The sequence below is a fragment of the Gordonia sp. (in: high G+C Gram-positive bacteria) genome (genome assembly GCF_049647785.1).
In the GTDB taxonomy this organism is placed as follows: Bacteria; Actinomycetota; Actinomycetes; order Mycobacteriales; family Mycobacteriaceae; genus Gordonia.
Genome location: NZ_JBARYI010000005.1, coordinates 1 through 23673 on the forward strand (window position 1 = coordinate 1; position 23673 = coordinate 23673).

The window sequence follows — 23673 nt, forward strand, 5'->3', positions numbered from 1 at the left end:
GGCGGCCCCACTGGTTTTTCTGTCTTATGTCGTCGTGGGTCTCGGGGATCAATCTGGCGGTCGACTGCTATCCCGACCGCGGCGGTGCAAGTGTGCCCCCACTTCGCCCCACCGGAGTTCCCCACTTCGCCCCACGATCGGCAAAATGTAGACCTCAGCAGCCCGTTTAGTCTCTTTTTGAACCATCAATCACGGAAGACACGCCGGAATGGTCGGCGAGTTTCCTGAGAGTTTGCTGGGCTGTATACCCCGTGACCTGCAGGTCTATGAGCGGGTGGGCGACGAGTGGGTGTCGAGGGTGGAATGTGGTGGAAAGTGGGGTAATATGGGCATCACTGAGCGAGGGGGACACCGGAATCCTCCGAACTTGGAGGGTGAGGAGGCGTCGACATGGCTCGTTTTGTCGGCACCTACACGCCCAAGCTCGATGACAAAGGGCGGCTCACGTTGCCCGCAAAGTTCCGCGATGCACTGGCAGGAGGGGTCATGGTCACACGAAGCCAAGACCGCAGCTTGTCGGTGTACCGAACTGAAGAATTCGACGCCATTGCCGATCGGGCAATGACGGCCTCGCGAAACGATCCGGAAGCTCGTGCGTTCGTGCGGTACTTCTTCGCCGGAGCTGACGAGCAGCGAGTGGATGGCCAGGGGCGAGTGAACCTCTCGGCCGAGCACCGAGCCTATGCGGGGCTCACAAAGGAATGCGTGGTCATCGGCTCGTACGACCACCTCGAGATCTGGGACGCACCAAGCTGGCGCGAATACCAGGCCGCGCACGAGGAAGCGTTCTCGGCCGCAGGGTCGGAAGCGTTGAACGCAATCCTCTAAGTGGGAAGCGCTACAGCTCAACTAAATATCGGTGATTACGCACCTGCGGTGAGTCGAGGCCTCGGCCCGATGATGACCCTGACGTACTTCCCCAACGCCAGGTTCGCCTCGGGCGGGGACCCCGCCTCATCGCACTGTTTTCTCCGACCTTGATCGCAAAGTCGATCAACAAAATTTTCTGATAGCAGGCAATGGTTATCCGCGCGGTTCGGGGGGACGCGCAGCACGACAGCATCGACTCAAGGCACGGTCACAGCGGCAGGGAGGGCAGCAGGTGAACGCACAGCAAGGCGAACACGGTCACGTTCCAGTGATGGCCGATCGGATGTTCGCACTGCTCGAGCCCGCACTCACCCGCGCGTCGTCCGATGGAACCGGTGCTGTCCTGGTCGATGGGACCCTTGGTGCCGGTGGCCACACAGAATACTTTCTCGAGCGGCTAGCTGGGCTTCACGTGGTTGCGATCGACCGTGACACCTACGCCATCGAATCGGCATCGGAGCGGCTCGGTCGCTTCGGTGGCCGCGTCGAATTCCACCACAACCGGTACGACGAGATTGCCGAGGTGGTAGCCGCGACGGGCCGGGCTGCCGTTGACGGCATCCTTCTCGATCTGGGCGTTTCGTCGATGCAACTCGATCAAGCAGGTCGCGGTTTCGCGTACTCGGTCGACGCGCCGTTGGACATGCGGATGAATCCGGACGACACCCTGACCGCTGCCGACATCCTTAACACCTACGACCACGGTGCCCTCGCACGGATCCTCAGCGAGTACGGCGAAGAACGCTTCGCAGGCAAGATCGCATCCGCCGTGCTCCGTGAACGCGCCATAGAGCCTTTCACCAACAGTGGTCGACTCGTGGAGTTGCTGTACGCCACGATTCCGGCGGCAACACGACGCACCGGGGGACACCCGGCCAAGCGGACCTTTCAAGCCTTGCGGATCGAGGTCAACCATGAGCTTGATTCGTTGCGCGGCGTGATTCCCGCGTCACTCGACGTGCTCAGCGTAGGTGGTCGGCTCGCCGTCATGAGTTACCAGTCGCTCGAGGACAGGATTGTGAAGCGCGACTTCGCTCGCGCGGTTGCTAACACCACGCCGGCCGGGCTCCCGGTGGATCTGCCGGGAACTGCGCCGCGGTTCTCGTTGATCACTCGCGGCGCGGAACAGGCCAATGAACAAGAGCGAGAAGCGAACCCGCGTTCGGCCCCGGTTCGTATCCGAGCGATCGAACGAATTGCTGAAGGCAGATTCACCACCGGCGTCGGAGGGAAAGCACTGTGACGATCTTGGCACCGCGCACGGACTCCGCTACTCGTGAAGGGGGCAGTCGACGACGTGGCACCGGCACGGCAGTCAGCGATCGCGCCTCGCGGTCGAAGGCTGCACAGCGGGCGCTCGATCGTCGGACCCGTCGTGAGGGGGGCGGGAGCAAACTCCCCATCACCGGACGCCGAATCGCAGGTATGCCAATCGTGGTACCGATCCTCGCTTTGGTGCTTGGTGCGCTTGCCCTCACGCTCTTTCTTACGACTAAGGCCGCACAGGACTCGTACGCCATCGATGCGCTGCGCAGCGAGAATCAGGAACTCCAGGCTCGGCACGACGCCCTCAAAGCTGACGTCGACGCTGGTGATCAGGCTCCGGCCTTGGCCGCTGCGGCCGCGCGCCAAGGAATGGTGCCCGCCGCGAATGCGGCCGAGATCATTGTCGGACCGGACGGCAAGGCCCGTCTGCGCGGAACTCCGGCAGCAGCGACGGGTAAAGCCCTGCCTGACCTAAATCCGACACCCGACCCAGTCGACAAGATTGATAAGAACAAGGTCGATGACTCCGTTGGACTCGGTGGAGACCAGGCACCCGGTTCAACGGCCGACCCCGCACCTGCGCCGCAACCTCAGGTGCCTGCGCCGGCAGCACCGTCGAATGAAGCGCCCGCGACGTCGACCCCGGCGCCCAATCCGCGACCGTCGGTCGCTCCCGCACCAACCGCCAACCCGAAGCCTGCCCGTCCGGACAGCCGTTCGCGCGTGAGTCAGAACACCAACGTTCTCCCGACGGGCCCCGCCACGCCGCGCGGCAATACCGCACCCGCACGCTAGCGCGAGGGACAATCGATAAATCATGACCCGAACCCGTTCACCCCGCGCTAGCGAGCCGAGGTCGGGTGGCCGTAGCTCTGGAGTATCAGGAAATGGTCCCGGCACGCCGCCACCCAAACCTCCTCGCGCCTTCGATGCCTCCGCGGGTGGGGCATCGAAGTTCGTTGGGCGACAACGGATGCTGGCGGCATTCATCGTAGTCATTGCCCTGCTCATCTCCGGTCGCATGTTGTACGTGCACGTGATCGCCGCTGACTCGATCGCGGCCCAGGCGTCCGAACAGCGATCGGTGACGCAAGAGTTGGCTGCCGTCCGCGGCAGCATCGTTGACCGCGACGGTCGGCCCCTGGCCCACACAGATGACGCGCGCAAACTGACCTTCCAACCGAAAGCCGTGCGCAAACAGATAAGCGAAGCGCACAAGAGCGACCCCGGCGTGCCCGACGTTGATACCAGGCTCAACCAGATCGCGACCGGAGTGTCGTCGGCGCTGGGCGGCAGCATTCCCGCCGATGAGATCCTGACGAAACTAAAGTCGGACAAAGATTTCGTCTACTTGGCGAGCCTGGTGTCGCTGGACGTGACGAAGAAAATCCAAGACGAGTTCCCGGAGGTCGGTGCCGAACGGCAAAGTAACCGGTTATACCCGGGCGGCTCGCTCGCGGCGAACATCATTGGCGGCGTCAACTTCGACGGCAACGGCAGCGGCGGCCTCGAATCATCGCTCGATTCGATCCTCGCGGGGACGAACGGCACTGAGACGTTTGACCGCGGGCGAGATGGCGCGGTGATCCCGGGAAGCAAGCGCAATGTGCACCCGGCAGTAAACGGACCAACAATCCATCTCACCATCGACTCCGATCTTCAGTGGTACGTGCAAAGCCAAGTGAATTTGGCCAAGCAACTCTCCGGCGCGCACAACGTTTCGGCTGTCGTGCAAGACGTGAAGACCGGCCAGGTGCTCGCCATGGCCAACGACAGCACCTTCGATCCGTCGCGCCCCGATTCCGATGGTGACCGCGGCAACCGGTCGGTGACCTCGCCGTTTGAGCCAGGCTCGGTGAACAAAATCGTGACCGCGGCTGCAGCGATCGAATATGGGATCACAACGCCGCAGGAAGTGCACCAAGTACCGGGCTCTATCCGGATGTCGGGCATCACCGTCAACGATGCTTGGACACACGGAACAGCTCCCTATACGACCACCGGAATTTTTGGAAAGTCCTCGAACGTCGGGACTCTGATGCTGGCCCAGAAAGTCGGGGAGCGGCGCTTCGCTGAAATGCTCGGGCGCTTTGGGTTGGGCCAGCGGACCGGAGTCGGCCTGCCCGCTGAGTCCGGTGGCGCGGTGCCTGCACTGAGTCAGTGGTCCGGCGGTTCCTTCGCGAACTTGCCAATCGGACAGGGCCTGTCGACGACGTTGCTTCAAATGACGTCGATGTACCAGGCGATCGCCAACGACGGCGTCCGCATTCAACCGCGGATTATTGCGCCGGAAGATGACGGCGTGACAGGCGTCAGCGAGCCGGAGTCGATCCGCGTCGTGAGCCCGGCAACGGCAACGACGGTCCGCGACATGTTCCGCGCGGTCATGCAGAAGGACCCGAATAATAGCGACCAGAACGGCACGGGTTCGTCAGGTGCTATCCCCGGCTACCAAACGTCGGGTAAGACGGGTACGGCGCAGCAGGTCGATCCGTCCTGTAACTGCTACTCCAAGTCGAGCTACAACATCACGTTTGCGGGGATCGCACCTGCGGACAACCCGCGTTTCGTTATCGGGATCATGATGGACAATCCGGTCCGCAGTTCCGACGGCAGTGGCGGACAGTCGGCCGCGCCACTGTTCGGCACGATCGGATCGTGGCTGCTTCGCCACGACCAGGTTCCGTTTTCCGATCGCCCGACCCCGTTCCTTCGTCTAGTGGCGTAAGCCCGCCAAGGTGATCCACGGTAGATTCATAGCGGCGTGACCGGCGGTCGAACGCCAAACGCCCGTTAGCTTGGAAAACAACTTGCCCGGAGGTCTACAGACTGTGGTTAACGATGTGGTGGAATCCGGGTCCGGGCACGACGACGTGAACCGGAAAAACCCGGACGGCCCCATCCGACCGACCAATGTTCGACCGGTGCCGCTGAGCGGGCTTGCCTCGAAGTTGGACTTGCGACTCGACGGCCCGGACGTTGACGTCTCGGGAGCCACCCTCCGCGCACAGGAAGCCGGACCCGGCTACCTGTTCGCGGCACTGCCAGGCGACCGCACGCACGGTGCCAACTACGCCAGCCAAGCGCTCGCGGCCGGAGCCGGGGCGGTTCTCACCGATGAGGCGGGGTTGACGACCATTCGCGGTGATCGAGCGCTTGACGGGCTGTCGGTTCTGGTCAGCGACAACCCACGAGCCGTCCTTGGTCAGGTGTCCTCACAGATCTACGGCGATCCGTCCTCGCGGCTGACGCTAATCGGGATCACCGGAACTTCAGGGAAGACCACCACCGCCTATCTGACCGAGGCCGCGCTACGTGCCGCTGGCCGCACCGTAGGCCTCGTTGGGACTGTGGAAATCCGGGTCGACGGTACCGTGGTCCCAAGTTCGCTGACCACGCCGGAAGCCCCGGACCTGCAACGACTCTTCGCCGTGATGGCGGAGCGCGGAGTCGACACCGTTGTCATGGAAGTTTCAAGCCACGCATTGTCGCTCGGTCGCGTAGACGGCACCGACTTTGCGGTCGGCGGGTTCACGAACCTTTCGCAAGACCACCTCGACTATCACCACACGATGGACGAATACTTCGACGCTAAGGCGCGCCTCTTCGCGAGCGGGTCGCCAGTCCGGGCCCACCGGTCGGTGATCTGCGTCGATGACGACTGGGGCATGCGGATGGCAGAGGTCGCCTCGGCGGACGCGGAACCGGCGACCACTGTGTCGACGAGCAGGGGGTCAACGAGCAGGGTGTCAACGAGCAGGGGGTCAACGTCAGGGGCCACGACGTGGTCGGTGCTCGGTCCGGTTAGCGCCGACGCGGGATCGCAGACAGTTCGGATCGCCACCCCCGACGGCCGTGAGCTTGAGATGACGGTTCCGCTGCCCGGTGCCTACAACGTGGCGAATGCGCTGCTGGCGGTCGCGCTGGCGACCGCGGCTGGTGCAGACACCGGGGTGGCGATCGCCGGCCTGGCGCAAGTTGCCGTGCCCGGTCGGCTCGAGAAGGTCGATCGCGGGCAGGACTTCTTGGCCGTCGTCGACTACGCGCATAAGCCAGCCGCCGTCGAGGCTGTCCTCGCGACTCTTCGTGGGCACGAAGGCGCCGGGCGACTCGCGGTCGTGCTGGGGGCCGGTGGGGACCGCGACACCGAAAAGCGTCCCTTGATGGGGGCGGCTGCCGCGCGGGGCGCGGACCTGGTAATCGTGACCGACGACAATCCGCGGTCGGAGCAACCGGCAGCGATTCGCGCTGCCGTCGTCGCTGGTGCCCGCGAGGTGGATCCGGCGACTGCCGCGGAGATCCGTGAAATTGGCGATCGGCGCACCGCCATTGCGGCAGCCGTCGACTGGGCTCAGCCCGGCGACATCGTGCTGGTCGCGGGCAAAGGCCACGAAACCGGGCAGGAGATCAACGGCGTGAAGCATCCCTTCGACGACCGACTTGTCGTCGGTGAACTCATTGAGGCACGAGAGCAGCGCACGTTGCGGGTGCTCGTGGCCGATCCCAAAGCCGGCATCGACGAAGCACGACGACTGGTTCGCGAACTCGTCGGCCTGGCTGCTGACACGGGGGTCGGCAGTGCCCACCGCGGCGGCGAATCAGCGCACCGAACCTGGGCCATCCTTGGCGAATTCGCCGACCTGGACGGCCGCGACGAAAACGTTCGATGCATCGATCACGATGCCCTCGGTCGGCAGCTCGTCCGCCTCGCGGTCGATAAGGTGATGGCCGTCGGCGACACGACCCGCGTGGTGCGTGCCCTGCATCAGGGTGCGGTGATGGAAGGCTCATGGGGCGACGAGGCGATTCTGGTCGCCGATTCCGACGCCGCCGTCAGCCACCTGCGCACCGATCCGTTGGACGCCCCGGCATCCGGGGATATCGTTTTGCTTTCCGGAGGCGAACTCGGCGACAAGCTCCTGGACTACTGGCGGAGCGAGGCCTCGCTGAACGTCGAGGTTGTTACCCGCTGAGCGATGGCGAGCACCCTTCGCGCTAAATTCATTGTTCACAGATTTCCCATGAGTGAGGACATGCAGTGACCCAGATCCTGATCGCGGGCGCGATCTCGCTGGCGGTATCGATCCTGCTGACGCCCGTACTGATCAAGCTGTTCTCGCGTCAAGGCTTTGGCCAAGAGATCCGCGTTGAGGGCCCGCAGAGTCACCAGGCCAAGCGTGGCACCCCATCAATGGGTGGCGTCGCGATCGTGGTGGCGCTGTGGCTCGGCTACCTCGGTGCGCACCTGTTCGGATATTTCGATGAGGGCAGCGGACCTTCGGCGTCCGGGCTCCTTGTCCTCGGCTTGGCCACGGCACTTGCGGCCGTCGGCTTCCTCGACGACTTCATCAAGATTTACAAAGCTCGCAACCTCGGCCTCAACAAGACGGCGAAATCCATCGGGCAGATGGTTGCCGCCATCATCTTCGGCGTGCTGCTGCTGCAGTTCCCGAACTCGAATGGGCTCACGCCCGCCAGCGAGTACCTCTCGTACACCCGCGACATCAACGTCATCTCGCTGACAGCGGTTGGCTTTGTACTGTTCTGCTGGCTGGTGGTGGCGGCATGGTCGAACGCGGTGAACTTCACCGATGGGCTCGACGGACTGGCCGCCGGGTCAGCTGCGATGGTGATGGGTGCCTACGTCCTGATCACGTTCTGGCAGTACCGCAATGCCTGTGTCAGCGACGGCGGCGCCGCCGTGAACGGTAACGGCTGCTACAACGTTCGCGACCCACTCGACTTGGCAATTGTGGCTGTCGCCGCGGGCGGCGCCTGCCTCGGGTTCCTGTGGTGGAATGCCGCACCCGCGAAGATCTTCATGGGTGACACGGGGTCGCTTGCCCTCGGCGGGCTTGTTGCCGGACTGTCGCTGACCACCCGTACCGAACTACTGATGGTCGTTATCGGTGCGCTCTTCGTCGCCGAAATGGTGTCGGTCGTGGTGCAGATTCTGGTGTTCCGGACCACCGGTAAGCGAGTCTTCCGCATGGCACCGTTCCATCATCACTTTGAGCTCGGTGGATGGGCCGAAACCACGGTCATCATCAGGTTCTGGCTGCTGACTGCGATCTCGTGTGCGCTGGGTCTCTCGCTGTTCTACGGCGAATTCATCTCGCACGCCGGATAGTTACGGTCGCTTTCGGCGGGTTGGGATGTGCTCCAGCGTAGGTTCCCCGCCGGTCGGACCCGAAATGTGGGCAGCGTCGCAATGGGCGTTGACAGCCGGATCAATTCTCCATGCCGATTGTGCGACACGCCCCGCAAGTCCCAACAGTCACAGTATTAACAAGGGACGATGTGTCTGTGATGACTCAGCGGATTGGTGAAGTACCACAAGCCGTCTCCGCGACCGGATCAACGGACGCGGTGATGAGCCAGGCGGTGAAGCCCGCATGGCAGTTGGCGCAAATCAGGTGCCCTCGTCGACCTCGCGCAATCCGATGAATGACGATCAGCAAGTGTCCGCAGATCCCACCGGCAGCGACGACAGCGGGGCAGTGACTGTCGACGCAGATTCGACACCGGCAGTCTCGACCCCAACAGGTGCAGACACCGCTACCGCCAATGATCCGGCGGCTGGGGATTCGGCGGCAGGGGATTCGACAGCAGGGGATTCGGTGGCGACTTCTGCCGCAACCGACAATCCCGCAGCAGAGCGTCGCACGCGGTCGGCGCGGGCCGGACGCGCGAAGCGGTCCGACGTGCGTCGCAAGTCGGGGAGGGGCGGATCCCAGAGTTCTGGGTCACAGAGTTCTGGGTCACGGAGATCTGTATCAAGTAGTTCTGGAGCGAGCACAACCGCCGCACCCGATCCGCTGCGACGACTCCGATTGATGCGAGCATCCGATATCAAGGGTGGCGCCAAGTTTCTCGTCAGCGGTGTCCGGAATCTCATGGCGCGGCCGCTAACGTCGTTCCACCTCATCGTCTCCATCATGGTGATCCTTGTCGGCATCGGCCTCATGATGGTGTTGTCCGCATCGGCCGTCGAAGGCTATGCGAAAGACGGGTCGGCCTACGGCATGTTCACCACACAGGTGATGTTCGTGAGCCTCGGCCTCGTGCTGTTTTACCTGGCGATGCGCATGCCCGTCAGAACTCTGCAGCAGATGTCACTGCCCTTTCTGCTGATCTCGGTGGTCTTGTTGATCCTCGTCATGGTGCCGGGTTTGGGTGTCGCAGGCGGCGGTGCGCGCCGCTGGCTGTCGTTCGGTGGACTCACCCTGCAGCCATCCGAACTTGCGAAGGCAGCGTTGTGCATGTGGGGTGCGGCGGTGCTCTCCACCCGCGATCCGCGGACCGCATCGACCAAAGAGATGTTGGTCCCGTTGGTGCCGGTCGCGGCAATTGTGGCCTTCCTCGTCATCATTGAGCCCAACCAGTCGACGACGATGATCCTCGGAATGATCGTCATGACCCTGCTGTGGCTTGCCGGCCTACCCGGTCGGTACTTCGCGGCGTTCGGTGGGATTTTGGTCGTGGGCTTTATCGGCTTGGCATTCGCCGAGTCGTACCGTGCCACGCGCATCCTGAGCTTCTTCGGCGGTGGTTCCGATCCGCTCGGTGCCGACTATCAGCCCAACCAAGCCAAGTTCGCGCTGGCCGATGGCGGCCTGTTCGGTAAGGGGTTGGGGCAAAGTACGGCTAAGTGGAATTATCTGCCCAACGCGCACAACGACTTCATTTTCGCGATCATTGGCGAGGAGCTCGGCTTGATCGGCGGCCTGATCGTCGTGGGTCTATACCTGTTGCTGGGCTACGTCGGCATGCGGATCGCTCAGCGTTCCGTCGACCCATTCTTGCGGTTGATGTCGGCGACCATCACCGTGTTGTTTCTGGTGCAAGCGTTCATCAACATCGGCTACGTCGTGGGAATTTTGCCCGTCACCGGTATCCAGTTGCCGATCCTTTCCTACGGTGGCACATCGGCGTTGACCATGCTGATGATGCTCGGACTCCTCGCGAATGCCGCCCGGCACGAGCCGGCAGCCATCGCGGCGATGATGGGCCCGCAGCCGAAGGGCCTGGCGCGCTGGCTGCGACTGCCTCGTCCCGAGTCTTATCGGGGGCCAGAACGACAGGCGGCAACCCGTGGCGGCAGCAATCGGTCACGGACTCGCCGTCCGGCGCCGGTTCGCGGGACCGTTCCACGCGGTCGTGCGGACGTCGCGCCCCCGCGGGGTCGACGGTCGCCCGGTTCGACGTCGAGTGAGATCCACTATCCTGCTAGGCGGACACGATCGAGTCGGTCGTGGCCACAATCGACACCTTCGACGCCGCGCGACCGTTCGCGCAGGACCGGCCGAAGTGAATGGGAGAACGGTCGCTGGTGAGCAAGCAAAGTCAGTCGGGCGAGGGCGGTTCGGGTTTATCGGTCGTCGTCGCCGGCGGTGGCACCGCGGGCCACATTGAGCCCGCGCTGGCAGTCGCCGATGCCATCAGGGACCTCGACCCGACGGCACGCATCACGGCCCTCGGCACGCACCGTGGCCTCGAGACCACTATCGTGCCCGAACGCGGCTACGACCTGCGCTTGATCCCGCCGGTTCCGCTGCCTCGCAAGCTCGGTGTCGAACTCGCGAAGACTCCGTGGCGCGTCGCACGGTCCGTCTCCGCCACCCGCAAGGTCTTTGCTGACGTTAACGCCGATGTGGTGATCGGGTTCGGCGGCTACGTGGCGCTGCCCGCCTATATGGCGGCGCGGAGCTATATCCGCGGTGGACACCGAGTACCGGTAATCCTGCACGAGGCCAATGCCAGCGCTGGCATCGCCAATAAGGTCGGCGCCAAGCTCGCCGACAAGGTTTTTGCGGCCGTCCCCGGCTCGGGGCTCGCGGACGCGACCGTCGTCGGAATTCCGGTCCGCGGGGCCATCACTCACCTTGACCGTGCCGAAAGCCGCGCTGCGGCCCGCACGTTTTTCGGCCTTGATCAGGACGCACCGACCCTCCTGGTGTTCGGCGGATCGCAGGGTGCGCAACGACTCAACGAAGCCGTGGCACCGGCGGCGAACGCGCTCGGGGCCGCAGGGATCGGCGTCCTGCACGCCTACGGCCCCAAAAACACGATAGAACCGGTTTCTCCTCCCGGTGCTCCGCCATATGTGGGAGTCAGCTATCTGAATCGGATGGACCTGGCTTATGCGGCCGCTGATCTGGTGATGTGCCGGTCGGGTGCGATGACCGTGGCGGAGATTTCGGCGACCGGGCTTCCCGCCGTCTACGTGCCGCTGCCGCACGGCAACGGCGAACAGCGACTCAACGCCGTACCCGCCGAGCAGGCCGGGGGAGCGATCATTGTGGACGACTCCCTCGTAACCGCAGAGTGGGTGGGCCGCGAAATCCCCGCGCTGATCACCGACACCGACCGACTTGCCAGCATGAACGCGGCCACCGCGACCCTTGGGCACCGCGACGCGGCCCTCGCCGTGGCCACCGCAGCACTCGAATCGGCCGCTGCACACCGTGGACGGAACCGGACATGACAATCTCAGCAATCGACAATCCGCTGCCCGCCGAACTGCAGCGCGTACACATGGTCGGCATCGGCGGCGCGGGGATGTCGGGTCTCGCCCGCATCTTGTTGGCGCGAGGCGGCGACGTCTCAGGGTCCGACGCCAAGGACTCACGCAGCGTGTTGGCGTTGCGAACCCGTGGCGCGCAAGTCCGCGTCGGTCACGCGCCCGAAGCCCTCGATCTCCTCGAAGGGGGACCAACTGTCGTCGTGACGACCCGCGCGGCAGTGCCCGACGACAACCCGGAATTGGTCGAAGCCCGCAGGCGCGGTATCCCGGTGATCTATCGGCCAGAGGTCCTCGCCTTGCTGATGCAGGGACATCGGACCGTGCTGATTACCGGGACTCACGGAAAGACGTCGACGACGTCGATGACGGTCGTGGCATTGCAGCATTGCGGCGCGGATCCGTCGTTCGCGATCGGCGGTGAACTCAACGAATCGGGAACCAACGCCCACCACGGCAGCGGCGATGTTTTTGTCGCCGAAGCCGACGAGAGCGATGGTTCATTGCTGCAATACACGCCGGACATCGTGGTGATCACCAACATCGAGGCAGATCACCTGGACTTCTTCGGATCCGAAGCCGCCTACGTTGAGGTCTTCGACAACTTCACTGAACTAATCAAGCCCGGCGGCACCTTGATCTTGTGCCTCGACGACCCGGGCGCCGCCGCTCTTGGTGCTCGCGCTGTCGAGGCCGTCACCGCCCGCGGAGTCACGGTCCTCGGCTACGGTAGCGACGACCATCTCACGGTGCCGGGCATCCCGATGGTCGCGGTGCTGCGCGCGGCCGTCCCGCGTGGTGCCGGTAGCAGTGTGACGATCGAACTGAACGCACCGCTCGTCGAGGAGTCGCTGACCCGAAAGCTGGAGGTGACGCTGCCCGGCAGGCACATGGCGCTCAACGCGCTCGGTGCGCTAATCGCGACGGTCCGTGCGGGGCAGGAGGCGAACGCTGCGGCCGACGGCATCGAAAGTTTTGGCGGGGTGCACCGTCGATTTGAACTGCGTGGCCGATCCGGTGAGATCGACGTGTACGACGACTATGCCCACCACCCGACCGAGGTCCGGGCAGTGCTCAGTGCGGCCCGCGGCGTAGTCGCTGCCGGGTCGGGCCGCATCATCGCGGTTTTCCAGCCTCACCTGTACTCGCGCACCGTCGAATTTGCTACGCAGTTCGCCGAGGCCCTCTCGATGGCCGATGAGGTCATCGTTGCCGATGTCTATGGTGCCCGCGAGGATCCGCAACCGGGTGTGACCGGTGCGCTGATCAGTGACCAGGTCACGGCTCCGGCGGAGTTTGTGCCCGGCGTGTCTGGAATTGCCGATGCGGTGGCTCGTCGTGCACGGCGAGGTGACCTGGTCCTGCTGATCGGCGCGGGCGACATCACCGTGCAAGCGCCAGCAATCCTGGACGCTCTGGAGGAGTCGCGCGCTCGATGAGCAGGCGAGAGAGCAAGCGGCAGGCCAACCACGCTCAGGTCAGAGAGCCATCCCCGGAGGCTGGCGGATTCCGGAGCCGGTGGCGGTTGGTCGCGGCGCTCGTCGCGCTGATTGCGGTAGTCGGCGGACTGGTCGCTGCCGCGTACTTCACGCCGCTCATTTCGGCCCGGAATGTAGAGGTCACCGGTGCCACGACGGTGCCGTCGCAAGAGGTCCTCGCTGCGGCGCAAGTGACGATGGGGCAGCCGCTCCTACAGGTTGATACGGCAGCTATTGCCGAGCGGGTGGCCTTGCTGCCCGCCGTGGAATCGGTTCACGTGGTCCGGAACTATCCGTCGACGCTGACCATCGCCGTCACTGAGCGGACACCCGTCGTGACCGTGCCGAATCAGGGCAAGATTGGTGTCATGGATCGGCTCGGCGTGGTCTATCTGACTTTCGAATCCGCGAAGGCATTGCCGAAGCAGTTCCGTGGCCTCCCGGAACTTCAAATGGACGATCCCGGTCCGGCAAATCCGACGACCCTGGCCGTACTGGCCGTCGTCCGCGAGTTACCCGCGTGGCTCGGGTCGAAAGTGGTCACCGTGTCTGCAGATTCGCCTTCCGATGTGACGCTAAAGCTGCGCAGTGGCAAGACGGTCAAATGGGGCGACGCTGAACGCACCAACGACAAAGCAGAGGCATTCCGGCATTTGGTGATGGTCGACGGCACGGAGTACAACGTGTCAAGTCCGGAGTACGCGTCCGTGCGTTGACCGTCCGGCGGAGGCGCGGGTGAGACCTCGGGTTGCTCGATTCGAGTAGAAATCTGTGGCTTCAACATGAATTAACGCACTGATTTCGCGACACGCCGAGCGCCTACTGGCACCGTGGCGTCGGGGTCAATAGCGTCTGACTCAACACAAGTACTTGACATAACTATAACCCTATGGTTGAGCTTTAGGGTCAATCGTTCGAACTAGGAAGGCATCATGACGCCACCCCACAATTACTTGGCCGTCATCAAAGTCGTCGGCATCGGCGGCGGCGGCGTCAACGCTGTCAACCGCATGATCGAGCAGGGTTTGAAGGGTGTTGAGTTCATTGCGATCAACACCGACGCACAAGCGCTGCTGATCTCCGATGCCGACGTGAAACTCGACATCGGTCGGGACTCGACCCGTGGCCTCGGCGCGGGTGCCAACCCCGATGTGGGACGGATGGCCGCGGAAGATGCCAAGGACGAGATCGAGGAACTCCTCAAGGGAGCTGACATGGTCTTCGTTACCGCCGGGGAGGGTGGTGGCACCGGCACCGGTGGCGCTCCCGTCGTTGCGGCGATTGCCCGCAAACTGGGCGCACTGACCGTCGGTGTGGTGACGCGTCCGTTCTCCTTCGAGGGCAAGCGCCGCGGAAACCAGGCCGAGGCCGGAATCGCCTCACTCCGCGAATCGTGCGACACCCTGATCGTGATCCCGAACGACCGCCTGCTGCACCTCGGTGACGCACAGGTCAGCCTCATGGACGCCTTCCGCAGCGCCGATGAAGTCTTGCTAAATGGTGTGCAGGGCATCACCGACCTCATCACCACACCCGGCCTGATCAACGTCGACTTTGCCGACGTTAAGGGCGTCATGAGCGACGCTGGCAGCGCGCTGATGGGCATCGGCGCCGCACGCGGCGAAGGTCGTGCACGCAAGGCCGCCGAGTCGGCCATCAATTCGCCGCTTCTGGAAGCGTCGATGGAGGGCGCGCGCGGCGTGCTGCTGTCAATCGCGGGCGGCAGCGATCTGGGCCTCTTCGAGATCAACGACGCGGCGTCGCAGGTTCAGGAAGCCGCACACGAAGACGCCAACATCATTTTCGGCACCGTCATTGACGACAATCTCGGCGACGAAGTCCGCGTGACTGTTATCGCTGCCGGCTTCGACAACTCCGGGTCGTCGCAGAAGGCCGCGCCGCCGGTCGGACAGCACGCCGCCGCGAGCAACGCCAACATCAGCAATGCGACCGCTGGTGAAACCTCACGGCCCAGTGTCAACGACCCGCTGTTTAATCGGGACAGCAACCAGGCCAATCCGTTCAGTGAACCCGCGCCGCGTCGCAATGCGATCCGCCTCGACGACGATGACGTCGACGTTCCCGATTTCATGAAGTGAGCCGGCACAGCAGCGGAGAACGTACTTAAGCGGAGAACGTACTTAACCAGTGGAAAAGCCTTTCAAAATCCGGCGCGCGGTCACCTCGCGCGCCGGAGGCGTGTCTGTCGCGCCCTATGATTCCTTTAATCTTGGCGATCACGTCGGTGACGATCCGACGGCGGTAGCCGCAAATCGGGACCGCCTGGCGCAGGGCCTCGGCGTCGCGCCGGAGCGGGTGGTGTGGATGGAGCAACTCCACACTCGAACGATCACCGTCGTCGATGGTCCGGTCGCCGAACCTGTGCCCGCCACGGACGGACTGGTGACCAACCAGAAGGATTTGGTCCTCGCGGTTTTGACCGCGGATTGCGTCCCTGTGCTGCTCAGCGATGAGGAAGCCGGGGTAATTGCCGCGGTTCACGCCGGTCGGGTGGGCGCACGCGTCGGCATTGTGCCCGCGGCGCTGCGAACCATGGTCCAACTCGGTGCGCGGATGGACCGGATTGGGGCCTTCCTTGGACCTGCTGCCGGCGGCGACCGCTACGAAGTTCCGCCAGCCATGGCCGCCGATGTGGAAAAGCATCTGCCAGGCAGTATGAGTCGCACCAAGAAGGGCACCACGGGTCTCGATCTGCGCGCAGGCATTCGAAGGCAACTCCTCGAGGCTGGCGTTTCCGGGGTAGCAATGGATCCGCGCGAGACCATTGGCGACCCGATGCTTTTTAGCCACCGACGCGGGGCTCCGACAGGGCGCATGGCGTCCGTGATTTGGATGGATACCTCCGAGGCGCGGAAATGACCGTGCGGTCAGCCGCCGAAGGCGCCGACGATCCGCGCACGCAAGACCTGAAAAACGCTCTGGTTCGCACGCGGGAGCGTATTGCCGCGGCGGCGGAAGCAGCGGGCCGCGAGGCGGACGAGGTAGAACTGCTCGTCGTCACAAAATACTTTCCCGCCGATGATGTCGTGCGACTGATCGATTTAGGGGAACGGGAATTTGGTGAGTCGCGCGAGCCCGAGGCCAGTCGGAAAGTGGCTGCGGTTCGCGCCGAGCGGAGTGACATTTCCTTCACGACCGACATGATCGGGAGCGTGCAGCGCAAGAAGGCCGGGTCCGTAGCTCGGTGGGCGCGCCGCGTCCATTCAGTGGACTCGCTCAAATTGGTCGAAGCCTTTGATGGTGCGGCGACGCGCGCGCTTGACGCGGGTGAGCGCAGCACGGCTCTCGGCGTCTTGTTGCAGGTCAGCTTGGACGGCGATCCGGGTCGGGGCGGTCTGCCCGCCGTTGAGTTGGCCGCTGCTGCCGACCGAGTTCTTGCCTGTCCGTCATCGTTGCGTTTGGACGGACTCATGCTGATTGCACCGCTCGGCATGGAGCCCGACGCTGCGATGTCACGGCTCGCACATATCCATTCTGACTTTGTGCGCCGCTATCCCGGTGCCGTCGAGTTGTCGGCGGGGATGAGTGGCGACATGGAATCAGCTATTGCGCACGGATCCACATGTGTGCGTGTCGGAACCGCAATCATGGGCCCGCGGCCGATACTCTCGCTTTAGTCACACTGGTCACAACAGAACCACTGGCCATCAGGCGTAGCACTAAACACACCAATCGCAGGACCGTTCAGGAAGGCTCGTAATGACGACGATGCAGAAGTTCAAGGCATATTTCGGCATGGTGCCTCCGAGCGAGTTCGAGGACGACTACCTGGCCGATCCTGAAGATCAGCAAGCTTTGTCGGCGCGAGAGCGCGCCTACATGGACAAGTACCGCAGCGATGCCACCCGCGACGACGCCTATTACGGCAACGGCGCGTTCCGCGAGGACGCTGACCGCGACTACCGCGAGTCAGAGTTCCGTGAGCCAGAATTTCGGGAGCACGACTACCGGGAGCAGGGTTACCGAGACGCTCGGGTTCGCGGCGAGGCTGAGCAGCGGTTCCGTGAATCGTCGTACCGTGAATCGGAATTCATCCGTTCGGGCGACGAGCGCGGATTTTCCCCGCGCGTCGAGACTGATCGTCCTTACGTCGGCAGTCGGCGAGCATCTGAGCCCGACTCGGTTCGACGCCTCGCGCCGCTCAACCGATCGTCGAACGTATCCGTCCGCGGTGCCAACGCGGTCGCGCTTGATTCGCAAACCGATCTCGATCCCCAGTCGGAGAGTGTGATGAAGAAGATCTCGACGCTCCGTCCCAGCGACTACTCCGAGGCGCGCACCATCGGCGAGCGGTTCCGCGACGGTAGCCCAGTCATTATTGATCTCGCCGACATGAGCAACGACGAAGCTAAGCGTCTCGTTGACTTCGCCGCCGGCCTGGTCTTCGCGCTGCGCGGCTCGTTCGACAAGGTCGCGACTAAGGTCTTCCTGCTTTCGCCCGTCGGCGTCGATGTCTCGCCCGAGGAGCGTCGCCGAATCGCAGAGAGCGGCTTCTACAGCCCGTCCTGACCTCTTTCCAGCATGCTTCCTTGCTGCGCCGCTCCGGATTACCGGGGCGGCGCGGCGCATTCCGGGTAGATCAGGCACTCTTGTGTAGTGAGTACCTTTCTGTGGATCTTGTACCTGGCACTGTTCTGTTACGTCGTGCTGATGCTGAGTCGGTTCGTCATCGAGATGGTGCAGTCGTTTGCGCACCGCTGGCGCCCGTCCGGGGCCGCGGTGGTGGTGATTGAAGTGATCTTTACGGTCACCGATCCGCCGGTGAAGCTGCTCCGCAAGCTGATTCCGCCACTGTCCCTGGGGCCAGTGAGACTGGATTTGTCATTGATGATCGTGATGATTGTGATGATGATCCTGATGAACGTCGTCGGCGGGTTTGCTCGCAGCGTCTCGTAAATCACCTTATTGTCATTAAGGTGATGTCGCTGGTGAGGGTCAAAGATGGCCAAGTTGGCTGTTCGACACGGCTAGTTGCCTCCGAACGAACGATTTCGACGATTTGGCCTAGATTTGATTGCGAACAGGACGCGGGGAGGAAACACTACTTGGTCCTGAAGTGACAAGATGACACGCTAGTTACGCAGTGGTACTGGTATTAATAGAAATGCGATAAAGATTGGGACGTGTTCGTGCTTGTTTGGGCGGCACGGTTTCCTCTCTGACCGCGACAGAATACGACGTGTCGGGAACGGCACGCGGAAATCACCAAGGGGAGAGGCGAAATGCGGCTCACACCAGCTGATGTGCATAACGTCGCGTTCAGCAAACCGCCGATCGGTAAGCGCGGTTACAACGAAGATGAAGTCGATCAGTTCCTCGACTTCGCTGAAGCTGAACTCGCACGTCTGATCGACGAGAACGCGGATCTGCGGCAGCGCGTTAGCGAACTCGAGACCGAGCTCGCAGATGCACGCGCCAACGCTGCGGGCGGACACACCCAAGCGTTCGCGGCAGTGCCCGAGCCTCAGGCTGCGCCTCCGGCCCCGGAGCCGGTCGCTGCGCCCGCCATGCCCGACGAAGAAGCCAGTATTCGTGCAGCACGCGTCCTCGCCTTGGCGCAGGACACCGCAGACCGGGTCACCGGTACCGCCCGCGGTGAAGCCGAAAGCATGATGTCTGAGGCTCGCAATCGCTCGGACGCGATGGTCAGCGAAGCGCAGGCCAACGCCGACGCCACGCTTGCCGATGCTCGTCAGCGGAGCGAAGCGCTGCTGGCCGACGCACAGACCCGCGCGGAGACGCAGGTGCGTCAGGCACAGGAACGCGCCGACTTCCTGCAGCGCGATGCGGAGCAGAAGCACACCGAAATCATGACCACGATCAACCAGCAGCGTTCGGTGCTGGAAGGTCGTATCGAGCAGCTCAAGACCTTCGAGCGCGAATACCGCACCCGACTCAAGACCTACCTCGAATCGCAGCTCGAAGAACTGCAGCAGCGCGGTAGTGCCGCGCCCGTCGAGAACGGTCAAGCCGGGTATGCGCCGGAAAATGGTCAGGCCGGGTACGCGCCCGAGAGCGGTTACCCGCAGGGCTAACCGGGCTAAACTCGACGTGAAAATGAATTCCTACACCGATCCGACGAGGGTGACATGCTGAGCATTGCATTGGCGGCCACCCTCGTCGGTTTCGCCCTGCTCGTGGTCGCACTGGTGACTGCCAATCTTGGATTGGCAATCGCCTGTGTAGCGGTCTGCGTCGTGGGCTTGATCCTCCTGCTCGTCGACACCATCCGCGCCAACCGGCGCGGACACGGCAACGTCGACGACGATCCACTCTTCACCATTCGCGGGCGGGAATCCGTGGCTCGCGAAGAACCGCTGGAGGCCAGCCTCGCCGAAGACGATGTCGCCGGTGATGACCTCGCTGACGACGCTGGCGACAACGGCTTCGATGAGGCCGATACCGAAAACCCGCAGTCCGGATATTCCCGGGATCCCGGCTATCCACGGATCGGTCAGTCTGATGGTCTCGGATCGGTCGTGGTCCCCGCTGACGAGCAAGTGCTCGGTGACGGCACACCCACCGGCCCAAATCTGATGGATCCCGACACGACCGAAAGCAATCCGGGCGGCGGTGACGTGAACGACTACCTGCGGTCGACCGGATCTTTCCCGGTGCAACCGCCAGCAACTGCTGCCGCTCCGGTGGTGCCGCAAGCACCCGCACCGGCCGCACCGCGATTTACGCCCGGACCGCCAGTCGGATCCGAGTCGGGTCAGCAACCCGCCGTTCAGGACCCGATCAGCGGACCGCACCCGACGATTCCGGACCAGTATGTCGGACGCCGACGGCTCGCGGACGATCCGACCGACGACATCGTCGTGCGGTCTTCGGACCCGGATCTGCCCGCAATGCAGTTTGTGTGGGAAGACCCGTCGACGACGAACCCACCCAACAACCAGGGCTAAGCACCTCGTAGCGATTGCGCCCCCGGGAATATCCCGGGGGCGCAATCGCTTGACAGGGGCACATCGTGGTTGCAGTACAATCAACAATCGAAACAGAATCTCGACAGCGTTGACCCGGCTATCACCGGCGAGCTCCCGGAAGAACCGATCACGCAACCGCGGTTGCCGATCTCAGTAGAACCGGGCGGGTTCGGCCCGACACAGCCGTCCAATGAGAGGCATGTCCAGCAGGGCATGCAAGCGGGGTGGTACCGCGCGCAGCCACTGACCCACACCGGGTCTGGGCCAGGCGTCCCCGTGCCGACAGAGCTGAAGAACATCAGCACGCACCAGGCACGAGGAGTAGCGCGTGAGCGACCACCACCCAGATCCAGTAGAGAACGCAACAGGCCGTGCCTACCCGATCGTCGACTTGACCGACGGCACCGGGCGGGGTGCGCCGTCATTCCCGAAGGTCGAAGAGACCGTCCTGTCGTACTGGGACACCGACGACACCTTCAAAGCATCGATCGCGAACCGCGAGGGTGCCGAAGAGTTTGTTTTCTACGACGGTCCTCCCTTCGCCAACGGACTGCCGCACTACGGGCACCTCCTCACTGGCTACGTCAAAGACGTCGTGCCGCGGTACCAGACCATGCGCGGTAAGAAGGTCGAGCGCCGATTTGGTTGGGACACGCACGGTTTGCCCGCAGAACTCGAAGCAGAGCGGCAGTTGGGGATCACCGACAAGTCGGAGATCGAAAAGATGGGCGTCGACAAGTTCAACGCCTACTGCCGCGACTCGGTGCTCCGGTACACGGGCGAGTGGCGCGACTACGTGACCCGCCAGGCACGCTGGGTCGACTTTGACAACGACTACAAAACCCTCGACGTGGATTTCATGGAGTCGGTGATGTGGGCGTTCAAGAGCCTGTACGACAAGGGTCTCGTGTACCAGGGCTACCGCGTCCTGCCGTACTCCTGGTATGAGCAAACGCCGTTGAGTAACCAGGAGTCCAAGCTGGACGACGCCTACCGCATGCGGCAGGACCCAGCCGTCACCGTCACGATGCCGCTGTCGGTACCGGGCAGCCCGCTCGACGGCGTCAACGCGCTGATCTGGACGACCACTCCGTGGACGCTGCCGTCGAACTTAGCGATCGCCGTGCACCCCACCACCGAATACTCGCATGTGCGGGCCGAAAACGGTCGGGAGTACCTACTGGCGACCGCACTCGTCGGGGCGTACGCGAAGGAACTCGGCGACGTGGAACCCGTCGCGACTTACCAGGGCAGTGACCTGGCGGGACTGTCGTACCAGCCGCCGTTTGACTTCTTCCTCGGACACGAAAACGGTCACCAAGTCCTGCTTGCCGACTACGTGACGACCGACAGCGGAACCGGCGTTGTGCACTTGGCGCCGGCTTTCGGTGAAGAGGATATGGATGTTGCGACCGCCAACGGCATCGAGGTGGTTCAGCCACTCGACCCGGGTGGCCGCTTCACCGAGATGGTTCCGCCGTACCAGGGGCAGATGGTCTTCGATGCCAACCCGGCGATCATCAAGGACCTCAAGGCCGCCGGGCGGATCCTGCGACACGAGACGATCGAGCACTCGTACCCGCACTCGTGGCGGTCGGGTCAGCCCCTGATCTACATGGCGGTTCCGTCGTGGTTCGTCGCCGTCACTCAGATCAAGGAGCGGATGCTGGAACTCAACCAGCAGATGACGTGGTCGCCATCGCATATCCGCGACGGCCAGTTTGGCAAGTGGCTTGAGGGTGCGCGCGACTGGAACATCAGCCGCAACCGCTACTGGGGTGCGCCGATCCCCGTGTGGGTCTCGGACAACCCCGAATACCCGCGCGTTGACGTCTACGGCAGCCTCGATCAGCTGGAACAGGATTTCGGAGCCCGGCCCGACGATATGCACCGACCGTTCATCGACGAGCTGACGCGCCCAAACCCGGACGATCCGACAGGCAAGTCGACAATGCGTCGTGTCCCCGAGGTGTTGGACTGCTGGTTTGAGTCGGGTTCCATGCCGTTCGCGCAGGTCCACTATCCTTTCGAGAACACCGACTGGTTCGACGGCAACCCGGCTACGGGCGAGGTCGCCCACAATCCGGGTGACTTCATCGTCGAATACAACGGTCAGACACGCGGATGGTTCTACAACCTGCACGTGCTGGCGACTGCACTCTTCGATCGGCCAGCTGTCCGGACGGTCGCCGCGCACGGCATCGTCCTCGGCGACGACGGTCAAAAGATGAGCAAGTCGAAGCGCAACTACCCGGACGTCAACGAGGTCTTCGATCGTGACGGCTCGGATGCGATGCGGTGGTTCCTGATGGCGAGCCCGATCTTGCGTGGCGGCAACCTGGTGGTCACCGAACGCGGTATCCGCGAAGGTGTGCGTCAGGCACTGCTGCCGATGTGGAATGCCTACAGCTTCTTGCAGTTGTACGCGGACCGTCCGGCCACGTGGCGGACCGATTCAACGTCGATTCTCGATCGGTACATCCTGGCGAAGCTCGCCGTGACGCGTGACGAGATGACCGATGCCCTCGACGTTTACGACATCGCCGGTGCCTGCGAATCGTTCCGGGAGTTCTGCGAATCTCTGACCAACTGGTATGTGCGACGCTCGCGTGCACGCTTCTGGGCTGGTCAGGACGTAGATCCGGACGCCTTCGATACCTTGTACACCGTGCTTGAGGTGGCCGGGCGTCTGGCAGCACCATTGCTGCCGTTGGCGACCGAAGCTATGTGGCGTGGGCTGACCGGTGAGCGTTCGGTGCACCTGACGGATTGGCCGACGGCCGAAGAACTGCCGGCGGACCCGGATCTCGTTGGTGCGATGGACCAGGTTCAGGAAGTGTGTTCGGTCGCGTCGAGTGTCCGCAAGGCAAACCAACTGCGCGTGCGACTGCCGCTGTCGGAGTTGACGGTCGCCTCGCCGAAGGCGGCGCTCATGGCACCGTATGTCGACCTGATCGCCGAGGAAATGAACGTTAAGAACGTGGTCCTCTCCGACGACGTCGACTCGGTTGGTCGTGTCGAGGTGGCGGTGAACGCTCGTGCGGCCGGTCCGCGCATCGGTAAGGACGTGCAGCGGGTCATCAAGGCCGTGAAGTCCGGCAATTGGGAGTTTGGTGTTGATGCCGAGACCGGCGAGCAGACCGTGGTCGCCGATGGCATCGAGCTGAAGGGGGAGGAGTTCTCCCGGAAACTGGTTGCGGTGGCACCGGATTCGACGGCGGAGATGCCCGGTGGCGTCGGCCTCGTCGTCTTGAATACTGAGGTGACTCCGGAACTGGAGGCCGAGGGATGGGCCAAGGACCGGATCCGTGAACTGCAGGATGCGCGACGAAACTTCGGTTTGGAGATCTCCGACCGCATCTCGGTGCGCATGGTGGTCCCGGAGGATTGCCTCGATACCGCACAGACACACGCCGCTTTGATCGCCGGTGAAGTGTTGGCGACGTCGTTCACCGTCGAAACCGGTGCCCCCGCCTCGACTGAACTCAGTCACGGCGTCAGCGTCGATCTGGCCAAGGCTACCGACTAGCCCCGAGCGCTCCGCGCCCGCCGTTCCCGCATGATGCGTTGATTCCCGCTACACGTC

Annotated in this window: 19 protein-coding genes; 18 read left to right on the top strand and 1 reads right to left on the bottom strand. The window is 63.4% G+C overall.

What is annotated here, in order from left to right; genetic code table 11:
- Positions 1 to 390 precede the first annotated feature (390 nt).
- From mraZ to mraY, 6 genes are all read left to right on the top strand, one after another.
- Positions 391 to 828, top strand: coding sequence for a division/cell wall cluster transcriptional repressor MraZ (gene mraZ, locus WBA38_RS00325; protein ID WP_424293672.1), 438 nt, complete (start codon positions 391 to 393; stop codon positions 826 to 828).
- Positions 829 to 1141: 313 nt separating this feature from the next.
- Entirely contained in the window at positions 1142 to 2113 is a 972-nt protein-coding gene (rsmH, locus tag WBA38_RS00330; RefSeq protein ID WP_424293674.1) for a 16S rRNA (cytosine(1402)-N(4))-methyltransferase RsmH, read from the top strand.
- Complete coding sequence (locus WBA38_RS00335; RefSeq protein ID WP_424293671.1) at positions 2110 to 2931, top strand: hypothetical protein; 822 nt, start codon at positions 2110 to 2112, stop codon at positions 2929 to 2931. The genes rsmH and WBA38_RS00335 overlap by 4 nt, the downstream gene beginning before the upstream one ends.
- Before the next feature lie 22 nt (positions 2932 to 2953).
- The gene (locus tag WBA38_RS00340; protein ID WP_424293670.1) at positions 2954 to 4864 is read left to right on the top strand and encodes a peptidoglycan D,D-transpeptidase FtsI family protein; all 1911 of its coding nucleotides are present in this window, start codon (positions 2954 to 2956) and stop codon (positions 4862 to 4864) included.
- Positions 4865 to 4979: 115 nt separating this feature from the next.
- On the top strand, positions 4980 to 7109 hold the full coding sequence (locus WBA38_RS00345; protein ID WP_424293673.1) for a UDP-N-acetylmuramoyl-L-alanyl-D-glutamate--2,6-diaminopimelate ligase: 2130 nt from the start codon (positions 4980 to 4982) through the stop codon (positions 7107 to 7109).
- Positions 7110 to 7174: 65 nt separating this feature from the next.
- Complete coding sequence (gene mraY / locus WBA38_RS00350) at positions 7175 to 8266, top strand: phospho-N-acetylmuramoyl-pentapeptide-transferase (protein WP_424293669.1); 1092 nt, start codon at positions 7175 to 7177, stop codon at positions 8264 to 8266.
- 324 nt (positions 8267 to 8590) lie between these two features.
- On the opposite strand, the gene WBA38_RS00355 is transcribed toward mraY, so the two are convergent.
- Positions 8591 to 8935 carry a hypothetical protein gene (locus WBA38_RS00355; RefSeq protein WP_424321789.1) on the bottom strand — a complete coding sequence of 115 codons (345 nt, stop codon included), beginning with the start codon at positions 8933 to 8935 and terminating at the stop codon, positions 8591 to 8593.
- Positions 8936 to 8972: 37 nt separating this feature from the next.
- On the opposite strand from WBA38_RS00355, the gene ftsW reads away from it, so the two are divergent.
- The 12 genes from ftsW to ileS all read left to right on the top strand — a co-directional run bounded on the left by ftsW (position 8973) and on the right by ileS (position 23616).
- Positions 8973 to 10472, top strand: a complete 1500-nt coding sequence (gene ftsW, locus WBA38_RS00360) for a putative lipid II flippase FtsW (RefSeq protein ID WP_424293667.1) — start codon at positions 8973 to 8975, stop codon at positions 10470 to 10472.
- Positions 10451 to 11623: an undecaprenyldiphospho-muramoylpentapeptide beta-N-acetylglucosaminyltransferase gene (gene murG, locus WBA38_RS00365; RefSeq protein WP_424293666.1), complete on the top strand. Its 1173-nt coding sequence runs from the start codon at positions 10451 to 10453 to the stop codon at positions 11621 to 11623. Before ftsW ends, murG begins: the two co-directional genes overlap by 22 nt.
- Complete coding sequence (murC, locus tag WBA38_RS00370) at positions 11620 to 13098, top strand: UDP-N-acetylmuramate--L-alanine ligase (RefSeq protein WP_424321790.1); 1479 nt, start codon at positions 11620 to 11622, stop codon at positions 13096 to 13098. The genes murG and murC overlap by 4 nt, the downstream gene beginning before the upstream one ends.
- Positions 13095 to 13853: a cell division protein FtsQ/DivIB gene (locus WBA38_RS00375; RefSeq protein ID WP_424293664.1), complete on the top strand. Its 759-nt coding sequence runs from the start codon at positions 13095 to 13097 to the stop codon at positions 13851 to 13853. The genes murC and WBA38_RS00375 overlap by 4 nt, the downstream gene beginning before the upstream one ends.
- Before the next feature lie 216 nt (positions 13854 to 14069).
- Entirely contained in the window at positions 14070 to 15236 is a 1167-nt protein-coding gene (ftsZ, locus tag WBA38_RS00380; protein WP_424293663.1) for a cell division protein FtsZ, read from the top strand.
- Positions 15237 to 15285: 49 nt separating this feature from the next.
- Positions 15286 to 16017, top strand: a complete 732-nt coding sequence (pgeF, locus tag WBA38_RS00385; protein WP_424293662.1) for a peptidoglycan editing factor PgeF — start codon at positions 15286 to 15288, stop codon at positions 16015 to 16017.
- A complete protein-coding gene (locus tag WBA38_RS00390; RefSeq protein ID WP_424293661.1) occupies positions 16014 to 16775 on the top strand; it encodes a YggS family pyridoxal phosphate-dependent enzyme in 762 nt (253 codons plus the stop codon). Before pgeF ends, WBA38_RS00390 begins: the two co-directional genes overlap by 4 nt.
- Positions 16776 to 16857: 82 nt before the next feature.
- Positions 16858 to 17667, top strand: a complete 810-nt coding sequence (locus WBA38_RS00395; protein WP_424293660.1) for a cell division protein SepF — start codon at positions 16858 to 16860, stop codon at positions 17665 to 17667.
- 87 nt (positions 17668 to 17754) lie between these two features.
- A complete protein-coding gene (locus tag WBA38_RS00400) occupies positions 17755 to 18054 on the top strand; it encodes a YggT family protein (RefSeq protein ID WP_424293659.1) in 300 nt (99 codons plus the stop codon).
- Positions 18055 to 18380: 326 nt separating this feature from the next.
- Entirely contained in the window at positions 18381 to 19193 is an 813-nt protein-coding gene (locus tag WBA38_RS00405; RefSeq protein ID WP_424293658.1) for a DivIVA domain-containing protein, read from the top strand.
- Positions 19194 to 19247: 54 nt separating this feature from the next.
- Positions 19248 to 20066, top strand: a complete 819-nt coding sequence (locus WBA38_RS00410; RefSeq protein ID WP_424321791.1) for a hypothetical protein — start codon at positions 19248 to 19250, stop codon at positions 20064 to 20066.
- A 349-nt stretch (positions 20067 to 20415) separates the two neighbouring features.
- Positions 20416 to 23616, top strand: a complete 3201-nt coding sequence (gene ileS, locus WBA38_RS00415; RefSeq protein ID WP_424296244.1) for an isoleucine--tRNA ligase — start codon at positions 20416 to 20418, stop codon at positions 23614 to 23616.
- The last annotated feature ends 57 nt before the right edge of the window (positions 23617 to 23673 follow it).